The 22,064-nt window shown below is 64.8% G+C and carries 24 protein-coding genes and 1 pseudogene; 13 read left to right on the top strand and 12 right to left on the bottom strand.

The features are described from left to right. Nucleotides 1-7: 7 nt before the first annotated feature. The 4 genes from CDO44_RS06720 to cadR form a co-directional block, all read right to left on the bottom strand. The gene (locus tag CDO44_RS06720) at nucleotides 8-1,321 is read right to left on the bottom strand and encodes a TolC family protein (protein WP_012202407.1); all 1,314 of its coding nucleotides are present in this window, start codon (nucleotides 1,319-1,321) and stop codon (nucleotides 8-10) included. 134 nt (nucleotides 1,322-1,455) lie between these two features. After that, a complete protein-coding gene (locus tag CDO44_RS06715) occupies nucleotides 1,456-1,929 on the bottom strand; it encodes a hypothetical protein (protein ID WP_012202408.1) in 474 nt (157 codons plus the stop codon). Then, nucleotides 1,926-2,447 (bottom strand): MerR family transcriptional regulator, encoded by a 522-nt coding sequence (locus tag CDO44_RS06710; protein WP_012202409.1) that lies wholly within the window; start codon nucleotides 2,445-2,447, stop codon nucleotides 1,926-1,928. The genes CDO44_RS06715 and CDO44_RS06710 overlap by 4 nt, the downstream gene beginning before the upstream one ends. Nucleotides 2,448-2,610: 163 nt before the next feature. Continuing rightward, complete coding sequence (gene cadR / locus CDO44_RS06705; RefSeq protein ID WP_016451579.1) at nucleotides 2,611-3,018, bottom strand: Cd(II)/Pb(II)-responsive transcriptional regulator; 408 nt, start codon at nucleotides 3,016-3,018, stop codon at nucleotides 2,611-2,613. A 319-nt stretch (nucleotides 3,019-3,337) separates the two neighbouring features. On the opposite strand from cadR, the gene CDO44_RS06695 reads away from it, so the two are divergent. The 4 genes from CDO44_RS06695 to CDO44_RS06680 all read left to right on the top strand — a co-directional run bounded on the left by CDO44_RS06695 (nucleotide 3,338) and on the right by CDO44_RS06680 (nucleotide 9,725). Continuing rightward, nucleotides 3,338-6,157: a heavy metal translocating P-type ATPase gene (locus CDO44_RS06695; protein WP_012202411.1), complete on the top strand. Its 2,820-nt coding sequence runs from the start codon at nucleotides 3,338-3,340 to the stop codon at nucleotides 6,155-6,157. Then, on the top strand, nucleotides 6,147-6,653 hold the full coding sequence (lspA, locus tag CDO44_RS06690; RefSeq protein ID WP_016451581.1) for a signal peptidase II: 507 nt from the start codon (nucleotides 6,147-6,149) through the stop codon (nucleotides 6,651-6,653). Before CDO44_RS06695 ends, lspA begins: the two co-directional genes overlap by 11 nt. 87 nt (nucleotides 6,654-6,740) lie before the next feature. After that, nucleotides 6,741-7,544: an undecaprenyl-diphosphate phosphatase gene (locus tag CDO44_RS06685; protein WP_012202413.1), complete on the top strand. Its 804-nt coding sequence runs from the start codon at nucleotides 6,741-6,743 to the stop codon at nucleotides 7,542-7,544. A gap of 231 nt (nucleotides 7,545-7,775) precedes the next feature. Then, nucleotides 7,776-9,725 (top strand): cytochrome c/FTR1 family iron permease, encoded by a 1,950-nt coding sequence (locus CDO44_RS06680; protein ID WP_012202414.1) that lies wholly within the window; start codon nucleotides 7,776-7,778, stop codon nucleotides 9,723-9,725. A 63-nt stretch (nucleotides 9,726-9,788) separates the two neighbouring features. Here the strand turns inward: CDO44_RS06680 and merA are convergent, their stop codons facing one another. From merA to merT, 3 genes are read right to left on the bottom strand one after another with little or no spacing between them, the layout of a single operon-like run. Beyond that, nucleotides 9,789-11,477: a mercury(II) reductase gene (merA, locus tag CDO44_RS06675; RefSeq protein WP_012202415.1), complete on the bottom strand. Its 1,689-nt coding sequence runs from the start codon at nucleotides 11,475-11,477 to the stop codon at nucleotides 9,789-9,791. An 11-nt stretch (nucleotides 11,478-11,488) separates the two neighbouring features. After that, on the bottom strand, nucleotides 11,489-11,767 hold the full coding sequence (gene merP, locus CDO44_RS06670; protein ID WP_012202416.1) for a mercury resistance system periplasmic binding protein MerP: 279 nt from the start codon (nucleotides 11,765-11,767) through the stop codon (nucleotides 11,489-11,491). A gap of 12 nt (nucleotides 11,768-11,779) precedes the next feature. Next, the gene (gene merT, locus CDO44_RS06665; RefSeq protein WP_012202417.1) at nucleotides 11,780-12,130 is read right to left on the bottom strand and encodes a mercuric ion transporter MerT; all 351 of its coding nucleotides are present in this window, start codon (nucleotides 12,128-12,130) and stop codon (nucleotides 11,780-11,782) included. 71 nt (nucleotides 12,131-12,201) lie between these two features. Here merT and merR point away from each other — a divergent pair, with 71 nt between their 5' ends. From merR to CDO44_RS06625, 8 genes are all read left to right on the top strand, one after another. Then, a complete protein-coding gene (gene merR / locus CDO44_RS06660; protein ID WP_012202418.1) occupies nucleotides 12,202-12,609 on the top strand; it encodes an Hg(II)-responsive transcriptional regulator in 408 nt (135 codons plus the stop codon). Between the two features lie 175 nt (nucleotides 12,610-12,784). Beyond that, on the top strand, nucleotides 12,785-13,114 hold the full coding sequence (locus tag CDO44_RS06655) for a helix-turn-helix transcriptional regulator (RefSeq protein ID WP_016451582.1): 330 nt from the start codon (nucleotides 12,785-12,787) through the stop codon (nucleotides 13,112-13,114). A 12-nt stretch (nucleotides 13,115-13,126) separates the two neighbouring features. After that, on the top strand, nucleotides 13,127-13,597 hold the full coding sequence (locus CDO44_RS06650) for an ArsI/CadI family heavy metal resistance metalloenzyme (RefSeq protein ID WP_012202420.1): 471 nt from the start codon (nucleotides 13,127-13,129) through the stop codon (nucleotides 13,595-13,597). Nucleotides 13,598-13,609: 12 nt separating this feature from the next. Further along, nucleotides 13,610-14,107, top strand: a complete 498-nt coding sequence (locus tag CDO44_RS06645) for an arsenate reductase ArsC (RefSeq protein WP_012202421.1) — start codon at nucleotides 13,610-13,612, stop codon at nucleotides 14,105-14,107. A 10-nt stretch (nucleotides 14,108-14,117) separates the two neighbouring features. Further along, the gene (gene arsB, locus CDO44_RS06640) at nucleotides 14,118-15,203 is read left to right on the top strand and encodes an ACR3 family arsenite efflux transporter (protein WP_012202422.1); all 1,086 of its coding nucleotides are present in this window, start codon (nucleotides 14,118-14,120) and stop codon (nucleotides 15,201-15,203) included. 14 nt (nucleotides 15,204-15,217) lie between these two features. Next, on the top strand, nucleotides 15,218-15,640 hold the full coding sequence (arsC, locus tag CDO44_RS06635) for an arsenate reductase (glutaredoxin) (RefSeq protein ID WP_012202423.1): 423 nt from the start codon (nucleotides 15,218-15,220) through the stop codon (nucleotides 15,638-15,640). Continuing rightward, entirely contained in the window at nucleotides 15,633-16,355 is a 723-nt protein-coding gene (gene arsH, locus CDO44_RS06630; RefSeq protein ID WP_012202424.1) for an arsenical resistance protein ArsH, read from the top strand. Before arsC ends, arsH begins: the two co-directional genes overlap by 8 nt. Nucleotides 16,356-16,450: 95 nt before the next feature. Continuing rightward, nucleotides 16,451-16,882 carry a hypothetical protein gene (locus tag CDO44_RS06625; RefSeq protein WP_012202425.1) on the top strand — a complete coding sequence of 144 codons (432 nt, stop codon included), beginning with the start codon at nucleotides 16,451-16,453 and terminating at the stop codon, nucleotides 16,880-16,882. Between the two features lie 83 nt (nucleotides 16,883-16,965). Here the strand turns inward: CDO44_RS06625 and CDO44_RS06620 are convergent. The 4 genes and pseudogenes from CDO44_RS06620 to CDO44_RS06605 all read right to left on the bottom strand — a co-directional run. Continuing rightward, a pseudogene (locus CDO44_RS06620) lies at nucleotides 16,966-17,112 on the bottom strand (transcriptional regulator); the annotation flags it as partial. After that, nucleotides 17,112-17,636 carry an AlpA family transcriptional regulator gene (locus CDO44_RS06615; protein WP_012202427.1) on the bottom strand — a complete coding sequence of 175 codons (525 nt, stop codon included), beginning with the start codon at nucleotides 17,634-17,636 and terminating at the stop codon, nucleotides 17,112-17,114. The pseudogene CDO44_RS06620 and the gene CDO44_RS06615, both read right to left, overlap by 1 nt. 4 nt (nucleotides 17,637-17,640) lie before the next feature. Next, nucleotides 17,641-17,919: a hypothetical protein gene (locus tag CDO44_RS06610; RefSeq protein WP_012202428.1), complete on the bottom strand. Its 279-nt coding sequence runs from the start codon at nucleotides 17,917-17,919 to the stop codon at nucleotides 17,641-17,643. A gap of 175 nt (nucleotides 17,920-18,094) precedes the next feature. After that, the gene (locus CDO44_RS06605; protein ID WP_016451583.1) at nucleotides 18,095-19,294 is read right to left on the bottom strand and encodes a site-specific integrase; all 1,200 of its coding nucleotides are present in this window, start codon (nucleotides 19,292-19,294) and stop codon (nucleotides 18,095-18,097) included. 337 nt (nucleotides 19,295-19,631) lie between these two features. Between CDO44_RS06605 and CDO44_RS06600 the strand changes: the two genes are divergently transcribed. Next, nucleotides 19,632-20,624 carry a tripartite tricarboxylate transporter substrate binding protein gene (locus tag CDO44_RS06600; protein ID WP_144389482.1) on the top strand — a complete coding sequence of 331 codons (993 nt, stop codon included), beginning with the start codon at nucleotides 19,632-19,634 and terminating at the stop codon, nucleotides 20,622-20,624. 6 nt (nucleotides 20,625-20,630) lie between these two features. Here CDO44_RS06600 and CDO44_RS06595 read toward each other — a convergent pair whose 3' ends face one another. Beyond that, nucleotides 20,631-21,959 carry a carbohydrate porin gene (locus CDO44_RS06595; RefSeq protein ID WP_198951312.1) on the bottom strand — a complete coding sequence of 443 codons (1,329 nt, stop codon included), beginning with the start codon at nucleotides 21,957-21,959 and terminating at the stop codon, nucleotides 20,631-20,633. Nucleotides 21,960-22,064: the final 105 nt, after the last annotated feature.

The following is a 22,064-nucleotide window of genomic DNA, read 5'->3' as shown; positions in this document are numbered from 1 at the left end:
GTTGTGCTCAGGGGCGGGGTGCGGCCGTGTCGTGACCAGCCGGCACCAGGTAGTTCAGTTGTGCCCACAGGCGCGCCGCGCCCATTTCCAGGCGCAAGCGTTCGACGCGCGTGTCAATCTCGGCGCGGCGTGCCTCTAGCACCGCGGTCAAGGTGCCCGCGTTGCCGCGGTAGGCGGCGATCGAGGCGCGCGTGCGCTCGGTGGCCAGTGGCAGCAGCGAGCTGTCGTAGCGCGCCAGGCGCTCTCGGTCGCTGCGCCATTCCTGCAGCATCGCCAGTGCCTCGGCCACATGGGCGCGCGTGGCTTCCTCGCGCTCGGCGCGCTTTTGCTCGACACTGGCGAGCTTGGCGGCCAGCTCGCGGTCCTGGCGGTTTTTCTGGTCCCACTGCAGCGGGATCGAAACATTGAGCGAGACCATGTTCGAGTAGGCCGGGCCGCGCTGGCTGTACATCAGCTCGACGCTCACATCGGTCTTCTTGTTGGCTTGCGCGATGTCGGCTTCGGCCTGCGCGACCTCTTCCTGCTTTTGCATCACGGCGATTTCAGGGTGGTGGGCCAACTGGGCTTCCAAATCCTGCGGGCTCAGGCGAACCATATCCAATGCCGGAACCGAGCCCAGGGGATCGCTTGCGACGGAGCCAATCCAGCGCGCCAGTTGCGTGCGGGCCGTGGCGACCTGGCGCTCGGCCTGCTCGATGCGGTCGTCGATCTGGGCGACCGCCGAACGGGCGGCGAACACATCGGCTTGCGTGCCGCGCCCGCCCCGGTAGGCGGCATCAGCGGCGTCGATCTGCAGGCGCGCTTCGTCGCGCTGGGTCACCAGCATGTCGCGCACACGCTCCTGGAAGAGACGGTCCAGCCAGGCCAAGGCGGTGTCGCGCTGCAGGTTGGCGAGCGCCAGGCTGCGCCCGGCCTCGGCGACTTCGGCCTCGCGCTCGTAGCGCCCGGCACGGGCCTTGAGTTTGTCTTCGCGTGTGAACTCCTGCATCACGCCGATGGAGCGCATGGTCATGAAGTCGCGCGTCGGGCTGAACCGATCCGCGCCGTTGACGGGCAGGTTGTTGATGCCGAGCTTGAGGGTGGGGTCTGGCCGCTGTCCGGCGGCGACCGCCATGTCCCGTGCGGCCGATGCCGTCGCATCCTGGGCCACGAGCGCGCGAGAACGGGTTTGTGCCAGGCGCAGCGCCTGATCCAGCGTCAGGCCGTCGGCGGCATGGGCTGCACCGGCGCCCATGGCGAATGCCGCAACGATGCCGGCAGCAAGCCTGCGCCATGGCACAGCGCCGCCCGGCGTGCGGAAAGAAAAAGAGTCGATGAACATGGGATCTCCAGTTGACGAATGCCATCAGGTCGAATGGAGCTTGGCGGGGGCGAGCGGAAACTCGCGGACACGCGCAAGCGCGACCGATCGGTCTGGTTCAGCCGGCTCAGGCCGGCCGCACCAGCGTCAGGAGATCAAATGCGAAAACAGCAGTGCAGGATGGCGTGCGGCGGAGACGCCGCGACGCGCCGGAATATCACGTCGGCCGAAGGCCAGCCATGCCCGAGAGGCTCGGGTTGCACCGGAAGGGTGTAGAGGGTCGTCAGCAGCGCCGCGGGTACGGTCGGGGCCGACGCATGGTCGGCGCTTTGCTGGCCGAAACGGCAGTGCTCTACGCACAAGTTGGCGGCGTTGTCGTCGATTTGGTCGCAGCTCGCCATGGCGGCCATGTCTGACGTTGCGACCATGTCGGGCGACACGGCCATCGCAGCACCGGCCTCATCACCGGGCATCGCCGCGGCCGACGCATTCAGGGCCATCGTCGGAAGCGACTGCGGCATGCCCGACAGTGCGGGGCAGGCGTAGGCAGCGATGGCCAACTGGCCGAAGACCAGCACACCGAGCATCAGCCGGCAGACGAATCGCCTGAACATGCGCGTCATCGTCATGCGGCCACCCCATCAGTGCGGTGATAGGCTTCAGCGCCCGGCCGCACGGATCTGCGTCGGCCGGCAACGCTTGCCTGCGCAACGAGGCTCGGATCGGCGATGGCCGGATCTAAGTCCTGCTCCCCGGTCAGCGCGGCGATGATCGAACAGGCCGAACCTTCTGGCGCTTTGGCGCAGCAATCGGCCAGATTTTCCAGCGCCGAGGCCATCGACTGCAGGTCGGCCACGCGCTCCCGGATCTCCGCGATGCGTTCGCGGGTGATTTCCCGCACGCGCAGCCGATCACGCTTGGTACTCAAGGACATCAGTTCGGCGATGTCCTCCAGCGAGTACCCCAATGCCTGAGCCCGCTTGATGAAGCGCAGACGACGGACATCGTCCTCCGAATACTGCCGGAAGCCGCCGTCCACGCGATCCGGCGCAGCCAGCAATCCACCGCGCTGGTAATAGCGCACCGCCTCCACGCCAACGCCTGCCGCGTCGGCGAGTTTGCGTATGGTGAATGCATGGGTCGGCATGGGGAAAAGAATGGCTCAGGCGATCGAACGACGAAAAGACTCTATGTCTGTTGTTTGGTACGTAGTTTAGGCGGTCTTGCCGGCGCATGTCAACACAGCCTTCGCCTGCTGCCAGTGCTTGCGCACAGGCGTCTTGCCCTGCGCCATCGATAGATCTGTTTGACTACGCTTCCCGCTGCGCTGCAGAGACCAGCTCGCCAAGGATGCCGCACTCTTTCGCTTGATGTCCTGCGGAGCAGCGGGCGCGCAGCGTCGTCAGTTGCCTTTCCAGTGCTTTCAAGCTGGTCAGGCGGGCACGCACCCTCGCAATCTGCTCGTCGACCAGCCGGTTGATGTCCGCGCAATCCTCATCCGGACGGGATGTGAAGTTCAGGAGCCGCCTGACATCGGCCAGAGGAATGTCCAAGGCCCGGCAGTGGCGGACAAAGGACAGTCCATCGATGTGTTCCGTCCCGTATACCCGGTATCCATTGGTCTGCCGAGCTGGCGGCGGCAACACCCCCGTCCTCTCGTAGAACCGGATCGTGTCGGTGTCCACGCCGGTGGCGTGGCTCAACTCGCCAATTTTCATCGCAGAACACTCACATGTTGTCAGGACATGCATCGTAGCCGCTTGACCTTGGAGCTACTCCAAGGTGTGAAATAGCCCTTGTAAATGAAAGCACAAGGGGAACGGCACCTGTCGCAACGCTGTCGGCGTCTGCGCTTTGGCTCTCCTGCGCGGAGACTGGCAAAGCTGGCCCGTCTCACCACCTGACTCTTGAAGAAGAACGGATCGATCCATGAAAGCAGACACCGAAACCTCCTGCACCACGGCGTGCTGTTCAGCGAGCGCCATGAGCGCAGCGGCGACCGTTGAGCCACTCGTGACCCACTTCGGGATAGCCAACATGGATTGCCCCAGCGAGGAGGCTCAGATTCGCAAGCGCTTGGCGCAGGTCGATGGCGTCCGGGATATGGCTTTCGACTTGACCCGTCGCCGCCTTGAGGTCACACGCGAACCAGCTGGACAGAACGCCATCCTGCGCGCGCTGCACGACATCGGCATGCGGGCGGTCGTGGAACCCGCGCCGCAGCAGGTCATCTACTTCATCAAGGAGATGGACTGTCCCAGCGAAGAGCGCCAGTTGCGCTCGATGCTGGAGCCACTGGCGGGCGTGCAGGCGGTGGACTTCGATCTGAAGGCCCACACGCTGACGGTGACCCATTCGCTGACCGATACAGCCCCGATTGCCAGGACCATCGAAGGCCTGGGAATGAAGCCGGTGGAAAAGACGGCGGGCAGCATGCCAATCGCTGTCGAAGCCCTCATCCCCAGCACGGCGGCGTCGCAAACCCCGGCACCGGCGACAGGGAACGGTACACGCTTCCTTATTCCGAACATGGATTGCCCTACCGAAGAGGCAACGATCCGCAAGCGCCTTGGTGCGGTCGATGGCATCGAACGGCTGGATTTCGACCTGATGGGGCGACGGCTCGATGTCCAGCACCGTCTGCCCGACCCCGCGCCGATCCTCAAGGCCCTGAACGATGTAGGCATGAAGGCCAGCATTGAGCACGCTGACGACACCGGGCCGCAGGGCCAGGCCGTGTACCTGATCGAAAAAATGGACTGCCCGACCGAGGAGGGCCTGCTGCGCAAGGCGCTCGAAGGCATGCCTGGGGTGAAGGCCCTGGATTTCAACCTGATGGGCCGCACGCTGACCGTGAGCCACGAGCTTGTCGATCTGGCTCCGGTGACCAGCGCGATCGAGCGGCTCGGCATGGCTCCAGTGCTCCAAAGCGCCTCCGACCCGGCGCCATCCGCTCCCCGTGAGTTCGGCACCGGCATCTCGCGCGGGCAATGGATTCGGATGGCGGTCTCCGGCGTGCTGGCGCTCGGCGCGGAGGCCATGGTCTTCGCGGGTGCTCCCGAGGCCTCCTGGCCCATCATTCTTGCTTGCCTCGCGGCCATCGGCCTGGGTGGGGTCGAGACCCTCAAGAAGGGCTGGATCGCGCTGAAGACGCGTTCGCTGAACATGAACCTGTTGATGACGGTCGCCGTCATCGGCGCGGCGCTGATCGGCCAGTGGCCCGAGGCGGCGGTGGTCATCTGGCTCTTCGGCATCGCCGAGATGATCGAGGCCTTGAGCCTGGATCGGGCCCGCAATGCCATCCGCAAGCTGATGGACCTGGCGCCAGAGAACGCATTGGTGCGCCAGCCCGACGGTCAATGGCGCGAGGTCAAGGCGGATACCGTGCCACTCGGAAGTGTTGTGCGGGTGCGTCCGGGCGAACGCATCGCACTGGATGGCGAAGTCGTCGCGGGACAGTCGTCGGTGAACCAGGCGCCGATCACCGGCGAAAGCATGCCGGTGGAGAAGACCGCCGGTGCCACGGTCTTCGCCGGCACCATCAACGAGCGCGGCACGCTGGAGTTCCGCGTTACCTCGCGCAAGGGCGAAACCACCCTCGACCGCATTGCACGATCGGTCCAGGAAGCGCAGGGACAACGCGCGCCCACGCAACGCTTCGTGGACAAGTTCGCCGGCATCTATACACCCGCGGTGTTTGCGCTTGCCCTTGCCGTGGCGGTCATTCCTCCGCTCGCTTTCGGGCAGCCCTGGTTCGAATGGGTCTACAAGGCGCTGGTGATGCTGGTCATTGCCTGCCCCTGCGCATTGGTGATCTCCACGCCGGTTACCGTGGTCAGCGGCCTGGCAGCTGCCGCACGCCGAGGCATCCTGGTCAAGGGCGGTCTTTACCTCGAACAAGGGCGGCACCTGAAATCGGTGGCCCTGGACAAGACCGGGACCCTGACCCATGGGCGCCCCGCACTGACCGATGTCATATCGCTGCGCGGCCTGCCGAAGGAAGAAGTTCTGCGCATTGCAGCGAGCATCGATGCTCTGTCGGAGCATCCTGTGGCCACCGCCATCGTGGCGGGCTACAACCAACCGCATGCCCAGGTGGACAAGTTCGAGGCGATCCCTGGACGCGGCGTCAAAGGCAACGTCGATGGAGATGTCTATTACGTCGGCAACCACCGGCTGATCAAAGAGCTGGGACTTTCAACACTTGAGGTCGAGACTCAGCTCGATGCGTTGGAGTACCAGGCCAAGACCGTTGTGCTCCTCGCCACGGACCAGCAAGTACTCGCCCTGCTGGCCGTGGCCGACACAGTGCGCGACACCAGCCGGCAAGCGATCGCCGAACTCAAGTCGCTGGGAATCGAACCAGTCATGTTGACTGGCGATAACGCGAAAACCGCGCAAGCCGTGGCTGCCCAGGTCGGCATCACCAGCGCCAAGGGCGAGTTGCTGCCGCAGGACAAGCTGCAGGCAATCGAAGAACTGCTCTCACGCGGGCCAGTCGGCATGGTGGGCGACGGCGTCAACGACGCACCGGCATTGGCCAAGTCGAGCATAGGCTTCGCAATGGGCGCAGCTGGCACCGACACGGCAATCGAAACGGCCGACGTCGCATTGATGCAGGACAACCTGCGCAAGCTTCCAGAGTTCATCCGGCTGTCACAGCGCGTAGCCGGCATCCTGACGGCCAACATCGTCTTTGCGCTTGGAACAAAGGCGGTGTTCATGGCCTTGGCCTTTACTGGACATGCAAGTCTGTGGCTGGCGATTCTGGCCGACATGGGTGCCAGTCTGGCGGTCGTTTTCAATGGGATGCGCTTGCTGCGGTCGTCTGAGGACATCAAGCCACATGGCCATTGATAGGGCTGTCTTGCGGATGTACCTGTTGGCCGTGACGGTGCTTGCCGCCGACGTAGCGACCAAGGCGGCCATCGTCGCGTGGATTCCCTTGTATGGCTCCCATGAAATCACGCCATGGTTCAACATCGGGCATTGGCTGAATCCAGGCGCGGCCTTCAGCTTCTTGGCGCAGGCGGGTGGGTGGCAACGCGGCTTTTTTATTGTTATTGGCGTCGCTGCTTCTGCCTTTCTCACCTGGCTCATTGCCCGCGAGAAGACTGCAACACCTGAGGCCGTGGGCTATGCAGCAATTCTCGGCGGCGCGCTCGGCAATGTTCTTGATCGAGTGCGGCATGGGGCCGTGGTGGACTGGCTCGATTTTCATTGGGGCGATTGGCACTGGCCTGCGTTCAATGCAGCCGACGTTGGCATCACCCTGGGAGCGGGGCTTCTGCTGATCGCCGCGTTTCGCGGCCGCGGCCGAAACGGCGCAGATTCCCATTCGCCAGCACGATGATCCAGATTTTCATTGACACATGCGGAGCCGTGAGCACGGCTTCGGAGAAACCGATGTCCCACTCGGCGCTACCACTGCCGCCTGCAAATGCACGCTGAACTCGTTCTCAAGACGCTAATGATGGGCGTCGTCGAAGGCATCACGGAATTCTTGCCAGTCTCCTCGACGGGGCATTTGATCCTAGCGGGCAATGCGCTCTCATTCCTTGCGAAAGAGAAGCGCGACGTCTTTGAAGTGTTCATCCAGTTCGGCGCGATGCTCGCGGTCATCTGGGAATATAGGGCTCGTCTGGCAAGCGTTGTTGTCTCAGCGCATGCCGACCAAGGCTCCCGCCGGTTTTTAGTGAACCTTGCCATTGCATTTATGCCCGCGGCAGTGCTCGGACTGCTGATTGGATCTCATGTGCAGAGGCTGCTTTTCAGTCCGGGGCCGGTGGCCGTCGCACTCGTTGTCGGTGGCATCGCGATCCTGTGGGCTGAGCGACGCCCCGTGCAAGTGAAGGCTGAGCGTGCCGAACAGATCAGCCGAATCGACGCACTGAAGATTGGTTTCGTGCAGTGCCTTGCGCTCTGGCCGGGTACTTCGCGCTCAGGCGCGACGATTATCGGCGGGCTATGGTTCGGGGCTTCGCGGCAGGCTGCGACGGAGTTTTCGTTTTTCCTCGGCATTCCAATCTTGGGGGCCGCCTCGGTATACAACCTCTTCAAGCACTGGGGCGCATTGTCGAGCGACGACATCGGCGTTTTTGCAATGGGTTTCATTGCTTCTTTCGCATTTGCGCTGCTTGCGATACGCCTTCTGATGCGTTATTTGACCGGACATGGATTTGGAGTTTTTGCGTGGTATCGCATTGCACTGGGAACGCTAATCTTGGTAGCGGTCGCCACGTAACCTTTCACTGGCGATGACGACGACCCATGTGGACGCTGTTGAAGGCCTTCTGCACAACAGGCCGTGGCGCAGGGCCATACGTGCAGCGAAAGGTGCGCGGCGTAGTTAGCCCCATCATTTTTCGCCGGCAACAGGCAAATCTTCGTTTTAGAACCTTCGCTCGCACTGCATCGTGCAACGCCCAGTGGTCCGAGTCATCGATAAAATGAGAATCAATAACATTTATACATCATGAAAATGCTTTCTCTTTGCGCCAGGCGATTCCTGGCAATAGCCGCGTTGTTCGCACTCTGGTCGGCTTCTCCCGCCTGGGCTGCCGCCCCTGCCGCCAGCGACCAGGCCAAGCAGACCTGGCAATTGCTGGACTACCTCGCGGTTGACTACGGCGGCGCGGTGAGCAACGGCCAGATTCAAAGTGCCAGCGAGTACGAGGAGATGAAGGAGTTCGCGGCAACCGCCGCACAGCAGCTTGCCGCACTGCCGAGCACTGCGGCGCTGCCCGAGTTGCAGCGGCAGGCCAAAGCGCTCGGAGACCTCATCGCCGCAAAGGCGGACGCCAAGGCCGTGGCCGACAGCGCCCATTCGCTGGCCGCAGCGCTGGTCAAAGCCTATCCGTTTCCGCTCTCGCCGACCCAGCCGCCGGATCTCGCACGCGCCAAGGTGCTGTTTGAAGCCAACTGCGCGGCATGCCACGGGGCAACCGGTGCAGGCGACGGCCCGCTCGGCGCCAAGCTCGAACCGCCGCCGATCGCCTTCACCGATCGTGATCGTGCCCGTTCGCGCAGCGTGCTCGCGCTGTACCAGGTCATTTCTCAAGGCGTGACCAGCACGTCGATGCCCAGCTTCGCCACGCTCTCCGACGAGGATCGGTGGGCATTGGCATTTTTCGCCGGCACACTGTCGCATGACGATGCCATGCGCGCACGCGGCGAACAGTCCTGGGGGCGAGACGCCAGCGCCAAGGCTGTCTTTCCCGACCTGGCTGCTGCCGCCACCTTGACCGAAGCCGCCTTGTCCGAGCGGATGCCCCCGGACGCAGCCCGCGACCTCACCGCCTATGTTCGCCGCCACCCGGAAGTCACCGCTGCCGCGAGCGGCTCGGGCGGACTGGCCTTGGCCCGCACACGCCTTCAGGAGAGCCTTGCCGCGGCGCGCGCGGGCGACCGGGCCAGCGCAACGCGCCTGGGCCTGTCGGCCTACCTGGATGGATTTGAGCCTCTGGAGCCGGCATTGCGCGCACGCAACCAGACACTTCTCACGGAAGTCGAAAACGCCATGCTGGCCTATCGCGGCGCGCTCGCCGGCGGGAAACTGGAACAAGCCGATGCCACGGCGCAGAAGCTGGACTATCTCTTTGCCCAGGTGGACGCCGAACTCGGCGCGGACAAGGCAGACCCGCTGACCACGTTCATCGCCTCCCTCACCATCCTGCTGCGCGAAGGGGTTGAAGCGCTGTTGATCGTCGTGGGCATGCTGGCCTTCCTGAAGAAGGCAGAACGGCGCGATGTGCTGGGCTATGTGCATGGCGGCTGGATGGCCGCACTGGCTTGCGGTGGCCTGACCTGGGCGGTGGCCACCTACTTCGTGAGCATCAGCGGCGCAAGCCGTGAGGTGACCGAGGGGGTTTCATCCCTGTTTGCGGCCGTTGTGCTGCTGAGCGTCGGGCTCTGGATGCACCAGAAAAGCACGGCGGGCAAGTGGCAGGCCTACCTGAAGGAAAAACTCTCCGCAGCCATGACGCGGCGTTCGGCATGGGCATTGTTCGCCTTGTCGTTCATTGCGGTCTACCGCGAAGTTTTCGAGACGGTGCTTTTCTATTCGGCCCTGGCCGGCGACGGCAACAATGGAGCCCTGCTCGGTGGATTGGTGGGCGGAGTGGCCGTTCTGGCCGTCCTCGCATGGTTCATGCTGCGCACCAGCGCCCGCATGCCGATCGGCAAATTCTTCAGTCTCAGCTCGATCCTGGTAGCGGTGCTCGCGGTCGTGCTCGCCGGCAAGGGGGTTGCCGGCCTCCAGGAGGCCGGCCGGTTGAGCGCCAGCCCGATCCATTGGCCGCGCATCGAAGTGCTTGGCATCTATCCGTCAGCGGAAACCGCCATTGCGCAAGCCGTGGTGCTTGCCGTTGCTCTGGCAGGCTTTGCCATGAACGCCGTGAAGGCGCGAAATCCCCGGCCCGCGTGAAACAAGCCGGCGTCACTGCCGAGCGTGACTCCTGGAAAAAATCGCGCTCAGCAAGAGATGACGCTATCCGGCACAGCAGGACAGCTGCTTCACGTCCTTGCTGAAGGTCTGCGCCGCGAGCTTCAGGCCCTCGACCATCGTCAGGTAGGGGAATAGCTGATCGGCCAGCTCCTGCACGGTCATCCGGTTGCGGATCGCCAGCGCCGCCGTCTGGATCAGTTCGCCCGCTTCCGGCGCGACCGCCTGCACGCCGATCAGCCGTCCGGTGCCGGCCTCGGCAACCAGCTTGATGAAGCCGCGCGTGTCGAAGTTGGCCAGCGCCCTCGGCACGTTGTCGAGCGTGAGCGTGCGGCTGTCGGTCTCGACGCCGTCGTGGCGCGCTTGCGCCTCGCTGTAGCCCACCGTCGCCACCTGCGGATCGGTGAACACCACGGCCGGCATCGCCGTCAGGTCCAGCGTCGCGTCGCCGCCGGTCATGTTGATGGCGGCGCGCGTGCCGGCCGCCGCCGCGACGTAGACGAATTGCGGCTGGTCGGTGCAGTCGCCGGCCGCGTAGATGTGCGGCGCGCTGGTACGCATGGTGTGGCTGACGAGGATGGCCCCCTGGGGATTGACCTCGATGCCCGCCGCTTCGAGGTTCAGCGTGCGGGTGTTCGGCGCGCGCCCCGTGGCAATGAGCAGCTTGTCGGCGCGCAGCTCGCCGCGATCCGTCGTCAAGATGAACTCTTCCTCTGCATGGGCGACTCGACTGGCCTGGACATGCTCCAGCACCTCGATGCCCTCGGCACGGAACGCGGCCGTGACGGCTTCGGCGACGGCGGGGTCTTCGCGAAAGAGCAGTGTGCTGCGCGCGAGGATCGTGACCTGGCTGCCCAGCCGGGCAAAGGCTTGCGCCAATTCGACTGCCACCACCGACGAACCGATCACGGCCAGCCGCGAGGGAATGGCATCGCTCGCCAGCGCCTCGGTGGAGGTCCAGTAGGGAGTGCCCTTCAAGCCAGGAATCGGCGGGAGCGCGGGGCTCGCACCAGTGGCGATGAGACAGCGGTCGAAGGCCACCGTGCGCTCACCGCCTTCCGCCAGTTGCACGGTCAGGCAGTTTTCATTCATGAAACGGGCCTCGCCATGCAGCACGGTGATAGCCGGGGTGCTCTGCAGGATGCCTTCGTACTTGGCATGGCGCAGCGCATCGACGCGGCCTTGTTGCTGGGCCAGCAGCCGCTCGCGCAGAATGGACGGCGGCGTGGGCGGCAGGCCGGCATCGAACGGGCTTTCCCGGCGCAGATGCGCAATGTGCGCGGCGCGGATCATGATTTTGGACGGCACGCAGCCGACATTGACGCAGGTGCCGCCGATGGTGCTCCGCTCGATTAGCGTCACGCGCGCGCCTCGCTCGACCGCCTTGAGTGCCGCCGCCATCGCCGCGCCGCCACTGCCGATCACGGCCACATGCAGCGCCCGCTCGCCACCACCGTGACTCGGTTCGCTGCCCAGCCAGCCCAGCGCCTTGCCCAACAAGCCCGCAGCCTTGTTCGGCGTGTCGGACACCCGTGCGCGGTAACCGAGCGCGGCCATCGCCGCGACCAGCGGACCATGGTTCATGTCCGCATCCGCCTCGACCTCGGCCCGTCGCCGCGGATAGGACACCGAGGCCGAGCGCACCCCGGGCACCTTCTCCAGCGCCTCTCTGACGTGCTCGGCGCACGACGCGCAGGTCATGCCGTCGATGTGCAAGGCGATCGCTTCGGCCATGGCGGGCAACCTCACTGCTTGACGGTGGCGGGGTAGCCCGCGTTTGCGGTGGCCTTGGCCAAGGCCCCGGCGTTGGTCTTGGCATCGTCGAAGGTCACGACGGCTTCCCGCTTTTCATAGCTGACCTCGGTCTTCTGGACCCCGGCCACCTTGAACAGGGCCATCTTGACCGTGATCGGACACGACGCGCAGGTCATATCGGGCACCGACAGTGTGACGGTCTTGGTGGCGGCCCACGCCGGAGCGCCCAGGGTAACGGCCAGGGCAATAGCGGTGGCAAGTTTCTTCACGGTGGATTCCTCTCAATAGAACAACGGCAGGACGTACGGAAAAGCGAGGGCAATCAAGACCAGCGCGACCACGATCCAGAAAATGATCTTGTAGGCCGTCCGCACGCGGGGCACGGCGCAGACCTCATCCGGCTTGCAGGCGTGAACCGGCCGGAAGATGCTGCGCCAGGCGAAAAACAGCGCCATCAGGGCCGCGCCGATGAAAATCGGCCGGTAGGGTTCCAACACGGCCAGGTTGGCGATCCAGGCGCCCGAGAAACCGAGCAAGACCAAGATGAGGGGGCCGAGGCAACAGGCCGACGCAAGAATGGCGGCGAGGCCGCCAGCGGCCAGGGCGCCACGCCCGCTCTTGGGTTCCGACATATGGTTTTCCTTCCGGGACTTCGCTTGATGCTGTAAGGTTACTTCCGTAGTCAACTACGGAGTCAAGCGTCATGGAAAGCGCCTCGGACAATCTGACCATCGGCGCCTTTGCCAAGGCGGCCACAGTCAATGTGGAGACGATCCGGTTCTATCAGCTCAAGGGCTTGTTGCCCCAGCCGGAGCGGGCCTACGGCCGCATCCGCCGCTACGGGCCGGCAGATGTGGCGCGGGTGAAGTTCGTGAAGTCAGCCCAGCGCCTGGGGTTCAGCCTGGATGAAATCGGCCAGCTTCTGAAACTTGAGGACGGCACCCATTGCAATGAGGCGGCGGAGCTGGCCTCGCTGCGGCTGGCCGATGTGCGCGCCCGCCTGGTGGACCTCACACGGATTGAGGCGGCATTGTCGAAATTGGTGGGTGAATGCGACGCGCACCATGGCAATGTGTCCTGCCCGCTGATCGCGGCATTGCACTGCTGTTGAGCGGAGAAGTTCGGCCGTTCACCTCGCGGCGAAGGGGCGGACAGGCAAGCGCGGCGCGCGAACCAGATTTAAGGTATTGAGCCGGAGGCGCGATGGGATCAAGACCGGATGGCCACAATTCGGCGCGATAGTGCCCTTTTGCACATTAATTCAATAAATGTTGTATTATCGAAATATGAAAGAGACCCAAGCCGTTTCCGCCCTCGGCGCCCTGGCCCACACCCAGCGCCTGCGGGTTTTCCGCGCCCTGGTGGTCGCCGGCCCCGAAGGGCTGACACCCAGCGCCCTCGCCGACCAGCTCGACGTGGCCCGCAATTCCCTGTCCTTCCACCTGAAGGAGCTGGCCCATGCCGGCCTGGTCACCATCGAGCAGCAGGGCCGCAACCTGATCTACCGCGCCGACTTCACCCAGATGAACGGACTGCTCGGCTACCTGACCGAGCACTGCTGCCAAGGCAGCACATGCGAGGTCAGTGATTCCTCCTCTGCCTGTACTTCCTGCTGAAAGGATCTCCCCATGAAGCGCTTTCACGTTCACCTGCACGTCGATGACCTGAACCGCAGCATCGGCTTCTATTCCCAACTGTTCGCCGCGCAGCCCGCGCGTGTCGAGGGCGACTACGCCAAGTGGATGCTCGAAGACCCGCCGGTCAACTTCGCTATCTCCACACGGGGCAACAAACCAGGCATCGACCATCTGGGCATCCAGACCGACGATGCGGAGGAATTGGCCGTGCTGAAGGCACGCGCCGAGGCGGCCGACATGGCGCTGCTCGACGAAGGCACCACCACCTGCTGCTACGCGCGCAGCGAGAAGCACTGGATCACCGATCCGCAGGGCGTGGCCTGGGAACACTTTCATACGCTGGGCAGCATCCCGGTCTTCAACGAAGCGGCGCCTGCAACGGGTTCTGCCGCAGCCTGCTGCGCCCCGGCGCGCGGCAAGCCGGTGGGCGTTGCGGTGAAGCCGGCTTCGTCCTGCTGCTGATGTGAGACATCCATGACCACCAACAAGACCTACAACGCCCTGTTCATCTGCACGGGTAACTCGGCCCGCTCCATCCTGGCCGAAGGCATCCTCAATGAATTGGGCCAGGGGCGCTTTCGCGCCTACTCGGCGGGCAGCCACCCCAAGGGCGAAGTCCACCCGCTGGCGCTTGCCACGCTGGAACGGCTGCATATGCCGATCGTCGGCTACCGCAGCAAGAACTGGGACGAGTTCGCGGCGCCCGGTGCACCGGAGCTGGATTTCATCTTCACGGTGTGCGACAACGCCGCCGGCGAGGTCTGCCCCGTATGGCCTGGGCGCCCGATGTCAGCGCATTGGGGTGTGCCTGATCCTGCAGCCGTTGAAGGCACCGACGAGCAGAAGCGCAAGGCGTTCACGGATGCGGCGCTGACCTTGCGCCGGCGCATTGAGCTGTTCCTGTCGCTGCCATTGCAGCGGCTCGATGCCATGTCGCTGCAGCACGAGCTGCGCAGCATTGGTACGAAGTGAGGTCTGCGCGATGAGTGTTGGAACCCAAACGGCCGGCCGCGTGCCGGCCACCTCCACCATGAGCGTCTTCGAGCGCTACCTGAGCGTGTGGGTGCTGCTGTGCATCGTCGCCGGCATCGCGCTGGGCCAGTTCGCACCCAACGTATTTCAGGCCATTGGCCGCATGGAGATCGCCCAGGTTAATCTGCCGGTCGGTCTGCTGATCTGGATCATGATCGTGCCGATGCTGCTGAAGGTGGACTTCGGTGCGCTGGGCCAGGTCAAGCAGCACTGGCGCGGCATCGGCGTGACGCTGTTCGTCAACTGGGCGGTCAAACCGTTCTCGATGGCGCTGCTGGCCTGGATCTTCGTCCGCCAGGTCTTCGCTCAGTGGCTGCCGGCCGACCAGCTCGACAGCTACGTTGCCGGCCTCATCCTGCTGGCCGCCGCGCCCTGCACGGCGATGGTGTTCGTCTGGAGCCGGCTGACCGGGGGCGATCCGGTATTCACGCTGTCGCAGGTGGCGCTGAACGACACCATCATGGTGTTTGCCTTCGCGCCCATTGTCGGCCTGCTGCTGGGCCTGTCGTCCATCACGGTGCCGTGGGCCACGCTGCTGGTATCGGTCGGCCTGTACATCGTGATTCCGGTCATCCTGGCCCAGCTCTGGCGCCGTGCTCTGCTGAACAAGGGCCAAGCCGCCTTCGACCGGGCGCTGGAGCGCATCGGCCCGCTGTCGATCGCGGCGCTGCTGCTCACGCTGGTGCTGCTGTTCGCCTTCCAGGGCGAGGCCATCATCCGCCAGCCGCTGGTCATCGCCATGCTGGCGGTGCCGATCCTGATTCAGGTGTTCTTCAACTCCGGCCTGGCCTATTGGCTCAGCCGCAAGGCCGGCGAGCAGCACAGCATCGCTTGCCCCTCGGCGTTGATCGGCGCCTCCAACTTCTTCGAGCTGGCTGTAGCGGCCGCCATCAGCCTGTTCGGCTTCCAGTCCGGCGCGGCGCTGGCCACCGTGGTCGGCGTGCTGATCGAGGTGCCGGTGATGCTGCTGGTCGTTCGGATCGTCAACCAAAGCAAGGGCTGGTATGAGTGCGGCCCGAACCCTGCCCGCAGATAAGCAAGGCATTTCCCATGAGCAGTATCACGATATATCACAACCCCGTCTGCGGCACGTCGCGCAACGTGCTGGCCCTGATCCGCAACAGCGGCGAGGAACCCACGGTCATCGAATACCTGAAGACACCGCCCGACCGCGAAACCCTGCAACGCCTGATCACGGACATGGGCGTGCCGGTGCGCGCGGTATTGCGCGAGAAGGGCACGCCCTACGCGGAACTCGGCCTCGATGACCCGAAGTGGAGCGATGCGCAGTTGATCGACTGCATGCTCCAGCATCCCATTCTGATCAACCGCCCTATCGTGGTGACGCCGCTGGGCACGCGGCTGTGCCGGCCTTCGGAGGCCGTGCTGGACATCCTGCCGCAATCACAGCGCGGCGCGTTCAACAAGGAAGACGGCGAAGCGGTCGTGGACGCGGAAGGCCGCCGTGTCTGAATCCAGAATCGACCTACCCAATATCGACACCGCGCTATTCCAACTGCCCGATACCCAACGGCTGCTGACACCCGAGCGCGCCACGCACGCGCCGCGCTTCCTATTGCTCTATGGCTCGCTACGCGAGCGCTCGTTCAGTCGCTTGGCCGCTGAGGAAGCGGCTCGCATCCTGCGCGCGCTCGGCGGTGAGACGCGCATGTTCAATCCCTCGGGCCTGCCACTGGTGGACGATGCACCCGCCGACCATCCCAAGGTCAAGGAACTGCACGAGCTGGCCCAGTGGGCCGAAGGCATGGTGTGGAGTTCGCCCGAGCGCCATGGGGCCATGACGGGGTTGATGAAGACGCAGATCGACTGGATTCCGCTGTCGGCCGGCGCAGTGCGCCCGACGCAGGGCAAGACGCTGGCGGTGATGCAGGTCTCGGGCGGCTCGCAGTCCTTCAACGCCGTCAACCAGATGCGCGTGCTGGGCCGCTGGATGCGGATGCTGACCATCCCCAACCAGTCCTCGGTCGCCAAGGCGTACCAGGAGTTCGACGAGGCCGGGCGCATGAAGCCCTCGGCCTACTATGACCGCATCGCGGACGTGATGGAGGAGCTGATGAAGTTCACCCTGCTCACGCGCGATGCGGCGCCGTACCTCGTGGACCGCTACAGCGAGCGCAAGGAAAGTGCGGAAGCACTGAGCCGGCGCGTCCAGCAGACGGCTATCTGAACACTCCCCCTAAAAAACAAGCACTTCACTCACCAATCCGTCGTGACGCTAATCTGATGCGCCATCGCAGCGACAGAAACGGATCGGAGAACAGAATGGGAATTTCCAGCAGCAAGGTCTACAAGCAGGCCGATGAGGCCGCTGCGTTTGCGCATATCAGGGAGCTCGCAGAAAAGGAACCCGTCGATGACGAGACGGCTTCGGAATTGTGGCTTGAGGCAGAAGCCATCGTGGACACCTACATCGAGGCCGCTGAGTCGCGGTCCATAGAGGACTTGCCCTCCAGGCAGGAACTGGGCGAGTCCTGCTTTTGGCTGTTGTTCCAGACGAAAGTTTTGCGGGAGGACGAGCATTACCGGCTGATCGTCGAACTGCTGTCGCCACAGCTCGGGCTGTCCCTGTTCGATTTGCTGCCCCGCGTCCGAAAGCTCCGCGAAGCGGCCCTTGACGCACTGGAGGCCATGGTCAAGAAGCCATCAATGGATCGTCCGACAGCGCCGCAAGCGTGCGAGGACGACCTTTTCTGATGGGAAGCTGGTGGCACCTCCGAGCCGAAATTCTCGTATCAGCGATACGAGAATTCATCGGCTGCGGAAGATCGAGCGTCAGCACCGAACGTCCGCGCCATCTGGCGCAGCACAGTCGGCAGTTCGGCCTGGTCGCCGTCCTCCAGAACACCGTTGATGACTTCGAGCGCGAGCGCCGGGTCGCTGCGGTACAGCTCGGCCATCGCTTCGTCATGGGGTCTGCTTTTCATCAGCCCACCAGCGCTTCCAGTTCCTCGAACGCCAGGCGCGGCAAGCGCCGGCCTTCCTTGGCCACGTTGACCTGCAGGGCGGCCCGCGCCACGTCCAGCACCTCCCGCGCCAGGGCATAACCGCCCTTGGCCTGCATCCAGCCCAGCACATCCGCCAGATGCCAGATCGACGCGCTGCCCTCATGCACCGGCGCCGGGAAGCTACCCGGATGGGCCAGCATCAGCTTGCGCATATTCTGCCGCGACACGCCCACGATGTCGGCCACATCGGTCAGCCCAACCAGATCAGGCGCCACTTCGATCAGCCGGGCCGAGGGTGCGGCACGGCGCACATCGGCCAGCGCGCTGCGCACTGCCTCATCTGCATCCACCGCCTCGCGGGTAAATTCCAGCGCCAGCCGCCCCGGCTGCCCGATGCCGACCAGGGCATCGTCGCAGCCGGCTTCACCCAGGCGCTCGACCAGTGTCTGCGAATCGCGGTCGTCATCGGTGAGCTGGTATTTGAGGGTAAAGGTGTATTCCATCGCGCTATTCCTGGGTGCCATCGTCATCCGCCTCGCGCTGCTGGCGGTCCATGGTGCAGTTGTCCACGGCGCGCCGTAAGGCGCGGGCATGGTTGCCGGGGTTCTTCGGCGTGCTCCATACACTGGTAATGCAGAACTCGCCGCAACGGCATTCCTCATCGTTGTACGGGCAGTACATCCGCCCCCAGGCATGGCTACCGCCGACTTCGACACGCCAGCCTTGCCCTTCGGCGTGTCGCAGCGCATCCTCGACCTCTTTCTTCGGGTGAGAGGAACGGGCCATCAGCGACCTCCAGTATGGGGATGATGCGCAAGGTTGTCAAGTGACAACCTTGCTGCAAGGCTTGGTGACCCACGCTCGAATTGTCGCGACAGCGTCGCGACAATTCGGCGGGCCTGATTTCCGACACGAAAGGCTGGCAACGCCGCGCCTGCCGCAGCCGACGGCATCTTGCCGTTCATGCGGACGCCTGCTCGGTGCGTTGCGCCCCGGTGATCGTCTTGCGCCGGTTCGCCACCAGCTCGGCGGCCTGCCGCACCGGATCGTCCTCCGTGTGGACGTACCGCATGAACATCGCCACGGTCTTGTGCGCCGTCAGCGCCATGCCCACCTTCACCGGAATCCCCGAGTTGGCGATGTCAGTGGCCGAACGGTGGCGGATGCCATGCGTGCCCACGTGCGTAGCGCCCGCCGCCTTCAGGATGCGGCACCAGGCACCGTAATACTCGCCCTCGGTGAGATGCTTGGCCGGGTCGTTCGGCGACGGCAGCACGTAGGGGCAGCCGTCCCGGCGCGGCGCGGTGGACAGCAGCCGGTAGGCTTCCTCGCTCAAGGGCTTGGACATGCCACCTGTCTTGCTATCGGGCCAGACCACGCGGCGGTTGTCCAGATCCACCCATGCCCATTCCAGCGAGATGATCTCGGAGCGCCGCCCGGCAAACTCGAATTGCAGGCGGATCGCCAGCGGGATGACGTAGTTCTCCAGCCCTTCGGCCTCGATACCGTCAAGGTGCCGGAACAGCTTGCCCATGTCCTCGTCGCTGATGAGGTGGGTGGCCTTGCCGTCGGGGTACACCGGGACGTGGCGGCATGGGTTGGTGCCGTCCGGCCGATAACCCCAGACCTCGGCCAGGTTGAACATCTTGCGCATGACGCTGAAAGCGCGGTTCGCCTCGGCGGGCTTGTGCGCCATCTTCTTCATCGCCCCGGCCACGTCCGGGCGCTTCACGTCCTGAACCTTGATGCGGCCCAGGAAGGGGACGATGCAGCGGTCGATGACGCCCTGGTAGCCCCGGCGGGTGCTGGGCTTGTTGCGTTGCTTGGAGTGATCCTCCATGAACTTCACGCACAGTTCCGTGACCGTGGGCGCCTTGCGCGCCGCCGCCTTGTCGGCGGCCGGGTCGCCGCCCCGGCGTACCTGGGCCAGCCATTCCTGGGCCAGCGAGCGGGCCTGCTCGACGGTCAGTTCGCCATACAGGCCCAAAGCGGGTTTGCGGCGCTCGCCGGCGTTCGTGCGGTACTGGAGCATGAACACCTTGCGGCCCGCTGGTGTAATCTTGCACAGGAAGCCGGGCACCAGCGTGTCCCGCAGTTCGACGGCCTGCGCCTGGGGTTGTGCCGCATCCACTGCGGACTTGGTGAGCTTGATTTTTGCCACGATGACTCCTCGGAAAGACCCGGTTTCCAGGGGCCACATGGGAGCCACGAGGCAGGAAGCCGGATCAGGTTTCAGAAAGCACCGGCATATGATGAACGCGCCTAAGTTATTGATAAACCTGCTGTATCTGGCTTCGGCGTAGTCCAGCGAATTACGGTACTGAAGTCAGTGTGAAATGAAAAATGCCCCCACGCTTGCCGCTACGCGGCTGCGCTGCCCCCCGAGGGGGCGCTTTTCATCTTGGGACGGCCCGGCGATGAAAAATGCCCCCACGCTTGCCGCTACGCGGCTGCGCTGCGCCCCGAGGGGGCGCTTTTCATCTTGGGGCGGCCCGGCGATGAAAAAACCCGCCCTGTCGCCCGCCCGCTGGTCGATTTCCGCCTGCATCGCCGCCGCGGCTTGCCTGCACGCGCCCGCCTTCGCCGCCGATGCCTGGCCCTCCCGCCCCATACGCGTGGTGGTCCCCTACGCCCCCGGCAATACCGGCGACATCACCCTGCGCTTTGCGCAGTTGCAGCTCGAGAAGAAGTTCGGCGTACGGGTGCTGATCGACAACAAGAGCGGCGCCTCCGGCAATATCGGCGCCGACGAAGTGGTTCGCGCGGCGCCCGATGGCTATACCTTCCTGCTCGGCGCCACCAACAACTTCGTCACCAACCAGTATCTGTTCAAGAACATGCGCTTCGATCCCGTCAAGGATCTGGTGCCGGTATCGCTGTTGAGCAACGGACCGTCGGTGCTGGTGGTCAACGGCTCGTCCGACATCCGGACGCTGTCGGACCTGACCGCCGAGGCCAAGAAGAACCCGGGCAAGCTCAACTTCGGCTCGCCCGGCAACGGCACGCCCCCGCACCTGGCCGCCGAGCTCTACAGCCAGCTCGCCGGCGTGCAATTGACCCACGTGCCCTATCGCGGGTCGCCTCCCGCGGTCCAGGCGCTGATGGCCGGGGAGATCCAGCTCTACGTCACCGCGCTCAGTTCGGTGGCCGGCCACGTGGCCAGCGGCAGGCTGCGCGCCATCGCGGTGGCGGACAAGGAACGGCTGCCCATCCTTCCGGCGGTGCCGACGACGGCCGAACAAGGGCTGCCCGGCCTCATCACCGGCAACTGGTGGGGGCTCGCGGCGCCGGTCGGTACCGATCCGCAAGTCATCGAGAAGTTCTCCGCCGCCCTGCGGGAGGTCTTGAAGGATCCGGCCGTGCGCAAGCAATACACCGATATCGGCGTCGCCCCCATCGGCAGCACGCCGGCCGAATTCGCCTCGCGGATCAAGGAGGAGGCCCAGGCCTGGAAGGCCGTGATCGAGAAGGCGAACATCCAGCCGGAATAGCGGCCTTCAGAACTCGGTGTGCAGGCGCACCGAGAACACCTTGGCCGGACCGCGATCGCGGTTGTACCCCGGATGGCGGATGTACTGCGCATCCGCCGATATCCATAGCCGCTTGAACGGACGCCAGCTGTAATAGGCTTCGGCTATCTGCTCCACACCGTAGTTCAGCGAGCCGTCGCCCAAGAACGCCCCCAGCCCGCCGCGGCGCAAATACTCGCGGTGCGATGCGCTCAACGCGTTGAACGCCACCGCGGCGCCGGCGGTGTCGCCCGCCCTGCCCCAGGCGGCGCCGTCGAAGACCACGCCGCCCGACACCGACCGGTCGATCTCGGTGAAGGCATAGGTCTCGGTCTTGCCGTCCGCCCAGCTGGCGCGGAAGAAAGCGGTGGCATGGTCTGCCACGGCCTGCTCGACGCTGACGCCCAGGCCGGCCTTCGCATGCTCCCTGCGCACCGCCGCCAGGTCCGGCGTGCCGCCCCGCGCGGCGGCGAGCGCGTCGTCGTAGCGCCCCATGCGCGCCTTGTTGCGGAAGGCCAGCACGCGCAGGGTCCCGGGGCGGCCCAGCGCGGCATAGGATTTCTCGAATTCGATCTGGTCCCCATAGTGGCGCGCCAGGCGCTTGTCCAGCGGCAGCCCGTTGGATTCCTTGGGCTGCATGAAGCGGCCGACCCGTAACGCCCAGCCGTCGTCGACGTACTCCAGGGCCGCGCCCCAGGTATAGCCACGGGCGTCCGCGGCATAGTCGTAGGCGCCGTGCGCCATGAAGGCCCAATTCATGAACTGGGTGCGCGGATCGTGACTGACCGAAACCGCATCGAACACGTCCAGCACCGAAATGTTGCCGGCCGTCAGCACGATGCGGCGCTTGTCGACGAAACCGGCGAGCTGGTTCATGTCGGCTTCCACCGCCTCCTGGCCTCCGCCCAGCCCCCAGGTCTGGCGCAGGAAGGCGCGGGCCCGGTAGAACGTCATGTCGGAGCCGGCGGTCTTGGCCAGTTCGCCGTTGGTCAATCCGCCCAGGCCGTGCAGGCCGGAAAACGCAATGCCTTGCGCGCCCTCGCCGTTGAGGTGGATTTCGGCGCCCCGCCACAACCGCGCGCCGAGGTCCACGGTGGCGGTCAGCGAGTAGCTCCTGGCACGCTGTCCCGATAGAGAGTTCTCCCCTTCGTACGGCGAGGCGAACGAGGGCTTGCGCTGCCAGACATAGGTCGACTGGGCATGGACTGCGAAGGGCTCGTCGCCCTGCGCGGGCGGCTCCTGGGCCAGGGCCGGCAAGGCCAGAATGCCGGCCGCCGCGAGCAACCCGCGGATTCGCGGCCGGAGGAACTCAACCATGATTCTTTTTATGCGCGCCATGCGGAAAGCCAACATACAATTGTGCGGCCCGGACGTGACACCGCAGTGACGTCCGGCCGCCGCGAACCGGGCGGTGCACACGCC

Origin of the sequence: Pigmentiphaga sp. NML080357, from assembly GCF_002188465.1 — a bacterium.
Taxonomy (GTDB): Bacteria; Pseudomonadota; Gammaproteobacteria; order Burkholderiales; family Burkholderiaceae_B; genus Pigmentiphaga.
This window is presented reverse-complemented; position numbering and strand designations above follow the sequence as displayed.

Bases quoted from the DNA above. Each gene is read 5' to 3' on its own strand.
- CDO44_RS06720 (WP_012202407.1), bottom strand. From the start codon at position 1,321: ATGTTCATCGACTCTTTTTCTTTCCGCACGCCGGGCGGCGCTGTGCCA.
- CDO44_RS06715 (WP_012202408.1), bottom strand. From the start codon at position 1,929: ATGACGATGACGCGCATGTTCAGGCGATTCGTCTGCCGGCTGATGCTC.
- CDO44_RS06710 (WP_012202409.1), bottom strand. From the start codon at position 2,447: ATGCCGACCCATGCATTCACCATACGCAAACTCGCCGACGCGGCAGGC.
- cadR (WP_016451579.1), bottom strand. From the start codon at position 3,018: ATGAAAATTGGCGAGTTGAGCCACGCCACCGGCGTGGACACCGACACG.
- CDO44_RS06695 (WP_012202411.1), top strand. From the start codon at position 3,338: ATGGATTGCCCCAGCGAGGAGGCTCAGATTCGCAAGCGCTTGGCGCAG.
- lspA (WP_016451581.1), top strand. From the start codon at position 6,147: ATGGCCATTGATAGGGCTGTCTTGCGGATGTACCTGTTGGCCGTGACG.
- CDO44_RS06685 (WP_012202413.1), top strand. From the start codon at position 6,741: ATGCACGCTGAACTCGTTCTCAAGACGCTAATGATGGGCGTCGTCGAA.
- CDO44_RS06680 (WP_012202414.1), top strand. From the start codon at position 7,776: ATGAAAATGCTTTCTCTTTGCGCCAGGCGATTCCTGGCAATAGCCGCG.
- merA (WP_012202415.1), bottom strand. From the start codon at position 11,477: ATGGCCGAAGCGATCGCCTTGCACATCGACGGCATGACCTGCGCGTCG.
- merT (WP_012202417.1), bottom strand. From the start codon at position 12,130: ATGTCGGAACCCAAGAGCGGGCGTGGCGCCCTGGCCGCTGGCGGCCTC.
- merR (WP_012202418.1), top strand. From the start codon at position 12,202: ATGGAAAGCGCCTCGGACAATCTGACCATCGGCGCCTTTGCCAAGGCG.
- CDO44_RS06655 (WP_016451582.1), top strand. From the start codon at position 12,785: ATGAAAGAGACCCAAGCCGTTTCCGCCCTCGGCGCCCTGGCCCACACC.
- CDO44_RS06650 (WP_012202420.1), top strand. From the start codon at position 13,127: ATGAAGCGCTTTCACGTTCACCTGCACGTCGATGACCTGAACCGCAGC.
- CDO44_RS06645 (WP_012202421.1), top strand. From the start codon at position 13,610: ATGACCACCAACAAGACCTACAACGCCCTGTTCATCTGCACGGGTAAC.
- arsB (WP_012202422.1), top strand. From the start codon at position 14,118: ATGAGTGTTGGAACCCAAACGGCCGGCCGCGTGCCGGCCACCTCCACC.
- arsC (WP_012202423.1), top strand. From the start codon at position 15,218: ATGAGCAGTATCACGATATATCACAACCCCGTCTGCGGCACGTCGCGC.
- CDO44_RS06625 (WP_012202425.1), top strand. From the start codon at position 16,451: ATGGGAATTTCCAGCAGCAAGGTCTACAAGCAGGCCGATGAGGCCGCT.
- CDO44_RS06615 (WP_012202427.1), bottom strand. From the start codon at position 17,636: ATGGAATACACCTTTACCCTCAAATACCAGCTCACCGATGACGACCGC.
- CDO44_RS06610 (WP_012202428.1), bottom strand. From the start codon at position 17,919: ATGGCCCGTTCCTCTCACCCGAAGAAAGAGGTCGAGGATGCGCTGCGA.
- CDO44_RS06600 (WP_144389482.1), top strand. From the start codon at position 19,632: ATGAAAAAACCCGCCCTGTCGCCCGCCCGCTGGTCGATTTCCGCCTGC.
- CDO44_RS06595 (WP_198951312.1), bottom strand. From the start codon at position 21,959: ATGGTTGAGTTCCTCCGGCCGCGAATCCGCGGGTTGCTCGCGGCGGCC.